This is a genomic window from Flavobacterium sp. TAB 87 (assembly GCF_001529295.1).
Lineage (GTDB): Bacteria > Bacteroidota > Bacteroidia > Flavobacteriales > Flavobacteriaceae > Flavobacterium.
Genome location: NZ_LLWK01000011.1, coordinates 1 through 3,548, shown reverse-complemented (window position 1 = coordinate 3,548; position 3,548 = coordinate 1). Strand labels below are relative to the sequence as shown.

Below are 3,548 nucleotides of genomic sequence, written 5' to 3'. Positions count from 1 at the left end.
CGCCGTATACGAGACCCGTACGTACGGTGGTGTGAGAGGCGCACTCCGTTAGTTTCTAGCGGAGCCGTCTACTCGATGTGTGCTGTGTAAGCTATAATAAAGATGGAGGTAGGTCCTCCGATGAGGGTTTTTAGGAAAACTCATCAAACCACTTCTATGACGCATCCAAGGCAACAAAGATGTGTGAAGCGATAGAAGAAAAGGCTATTTAAATAGTCAGGTAAGGATAGAAGAGATGAGCGAAAGCGAACCTTGCGAAGAAGTGACGAAATGACCAGTTGTTGTCAAAACCTGGTTTATATCGAGGAGTCAGGGATAAGTATAGAGGGCACCTAATTACTGTCTATACGGCAACCGTCATAAAGCGGGCATGACTTCTATCCAGGCTTTATTGTGGAACCACAGGAAGCCTATGTATTATGCGAAAAGGAAAACACAAGCAGGAAATACCTGTAAGTTGATTACTAATGAGTACATAGGTTGCGGATGAAGTTGTAGTAGTGTTGAAACTCCTGTAATGGGAGTGGAGCGAAGGACTTCAGTTATACCGTTTAAATTTAGGAACAACTTAAAATTGTAAGGATGATTTTTAAAGAACAAACAAAGTCGATCCCCATAACCAAGGAGATGGTGAGGGAGTCCTACAAGAAGGTGAAAAGTAACAGAGGAAGCGCTGGAATAGACCATCAAACCCTATCGGATTTTGATAGTGTACGTTCCAAGGAACTGTACAAAGTTTGGAATAGACTGGCATCGGGAAGTTATTTTGCACCTGCGGTAAAGCGAGTTAATATTCCTAAGGCGGGAGGTAAAACCCGACCTTTGGGTATACCCACTGTAAGCGACAGGATAGCACAACAAGTAGTAAAGCAGTACCTTGAACCTAGACTGGAATCCATATTTTCGAATAATTCTTATGGGTACCGTCCCAAAAGGAGTGCACATACAGCTATTGAGATTGTACGTCAAAACGTGCTACGATATAGTTGGGTGGTAGATCTGGACATACAAGAATTCTTTGAGAATGTAGACCATGGCCTTCTTTTAAAAGCTTTGGAACGTCATGTTTCGGAGAAGTGGGTGTTGCTCTACATCAAACGGTGGCTGGAAGCTCCAGTAATACTGGAAGATGGAACAGTTAAAATATCCACGGGCAAAGGAACACCTCAAGGAGGGGTAATCAGCCCATTGCTGTCTAATCTATACATGCATTATTGTGTGGACAAATGGTTAGAGAAATACTATCCACTGGTAAAGATGGTACGTTATGCAGATGACTTGATTGTCCATTGCAGAAGCCATGAGGAAGCTGTCCATACACTTGCAGTTCTAAAAGAACGTCTTACAGAGTGCGGTTTGACCGCACATCCTGCGAAGACTAAAATAGTGTACTGTAAGAAAGCGGGCAGAGACCTCAAAGGTTATCCTGTGCAATTCGATTTCTTGGGTTTTAGTTTTCAGCCGATACGGTTCAGATTGAAAAAGGGCGGAAGCTTCCTTCAGTTTGATTGTAAAATGAGCCGAAAGTCCAAAGTTCGAATCACGGGAGAGCTCCGTAAACTTGATTTTCATAATAAAACCCAGCGTGGGATACAGGATTTAGCAAATCTGCTGAACCCCAAGATCCGCGGTTGGATTCAGTATTATGGAAAGATAAGTCGTAGGAGCTTGCAACCAGTGTTCTATTACCTGCACAATCGTATGATCAGATGGATATTGAACAAGTACAAAAGCTTCAAGGGAAGCAAGATCAAAGCCGTAAAATGGCTTAGGTTTATTACAAAATCATATCCAAATCTGTTCTATCATTGGGAATTGGGATACAAATTGGTCTAAATTTATTTAGACTTTATCGACTGTATAACAAGAGCCGTATGAATTGAGAGGTTCACGTACGGTTCTGTGAGAGGTTTAGGGGTGAAATTCCCCTTTGCCTACTCGACTAGCCGTAGTTATTGGCTTTTCAACAATTCATCAATTTTGTTTATCATTTCTTTAGCGTTAGTATTTTCTGGATTCAATTCAAATGATTTTTGATAATTCCTTTTTGAAATTTCCAGTTGTCCATTATTAAAATAGCCTTCTGCCAAACTATCAAAAGCATTGAATGATTTCGGATTTTCTTCTAAATTAAATTCTAAAACTTTGATTGCATCGTTTAATCTATCATTATTCATCAAAGTATATCCGATCATATTCAACACATCTTCAAAATGTAAAGTTGAATTTTCATCTTTTAGTACAAAGTAGGTTTGTTTCGCTTTTGCGAAATCATTTTTAAAAAATGCTGTAGTTATTTCTTCTTCGACCAACAATTTTTTATCTATTAAGCTTTCATCTACAATTCCAGCTAAATGATTAATTACTTTTTCTTCTACATTGAAGAATTTGTAGCCATTTGATAAAAATATTATTGTTATATTTTTATCTGTAAATTTTCTAAATGCTGTCATATAACCACCACTAAATCCAAATGATTTTATATTATTTGTTGAATATATGCTCCAACCATAAAGAAAGTCATCTTTCTTGTTAATAAACTCAAATTGTTTCCACATTAAGCTTTTAGTTGCTTTTTTTAAAAGAATATTTTTATCTAGTCTTTCATTCCAAGCAATGAATTCTTTGAGTGTAATATTTAATCCACTTCCTGAATTATGAATTTTACCGTGGTCAGCATTAAATCTTTCGTATTTATTCTTTTTAAAATTAAACACGTGGTGAGTAACTCTGTTAGAAATGAACTCTGATGCATTTGCAGAATAAACCACTCCTTTCTTCACAGTAGGAAATTGGTTTTTTAATATATAATCCTCAAATATCAATCCAGTAACACTTTCAATAATTTTTGTGAGTAAGCAATAATTTGTTTGATTGTAACTGTATTGATTTCCTGTTTCAAAATCCATTGGCTTTTTGTATAAGCGAATCCATTTTTCTTTTTCATCTAAATTATACGGAATATCTTCAAATTTCACAATATCCGGTAAACCTGATGAATGAGTTATTAGGTTTTTGATTTTGACATCTTGCCATTCTTTAGGAAGATTATCTAAATATTTAGAGATTTTATCTTCTAAAGATAGTTTGCTTTTTTCTATAAGTTGAAAAACTCCAACTGCTGTAATTAATTTAGTCGTTGAATATAATCTAAAAATGCTGTTTTCATCTACTAACGTATTATCATCTATTGAACTTTTTCCATAATAATGCTCATAGATAATTCTTCCATTTTTTATAACAGCAACAGCTGAACCTGGAATTTCGTTAACTTCAATTGTTTCTTTTAGATAATTGTCTATTTGTTGTTTTAAGTCTTTTTTTGAGCTTTCTACTTTTTGACTAAAACAGGAAATTGTTAGAGATAAGAAACTTAAGATAAAAATTGATTTATTCATTCTTTTAAATTGATTTTTTCTGAGTGCGATTTTTTATAATTACGGCTAACGTCAGTCTGTGAAAAAACCTCCGTTTTTACTCAAACAAATATAGTAAAACAGTTGAAATAAAGTACTAAATTTCGTATTTTTAAGAATGCAACACATCAC

The 3,548-nt window shown here is 35.3% G+C and carries 2 protein-coding genes; one reads left to right on the top strand and one right to left on the bottom strand.

All coding sequences use genetic code 11. The features are described 5' to 3' along the window. The first annotated feature begins 582 nt into the window (after positions 1-582). Entirely contained in the window at positions 583-1,836 is a 1,254-nt protein-coding gene (ltrA, locus tag AP058_RS00090; RefSeq protein ID WP_066305326.1) for a group II intron reverse transcriptase/maturase, read from the top strand. Between the two features lie 116 nt (positions 1,837-1,952). Here the strand turns inward: ltrA and AP058_RS00085 are convergent, their stop codons facing one another. Continuing rightward, positions 1,953-3,398, bottom strand: a complete 1,446-nt coding sequence (locus tag AP058_RS00085) for a serine hydrolase domain-containing protein (protein WP_066305323.1) — start codon at positions 3,396-3,398, stop codon at positions 1,953-1,955. Positions 3,399-3,548 lie beyond the last annotated feature (150 nt).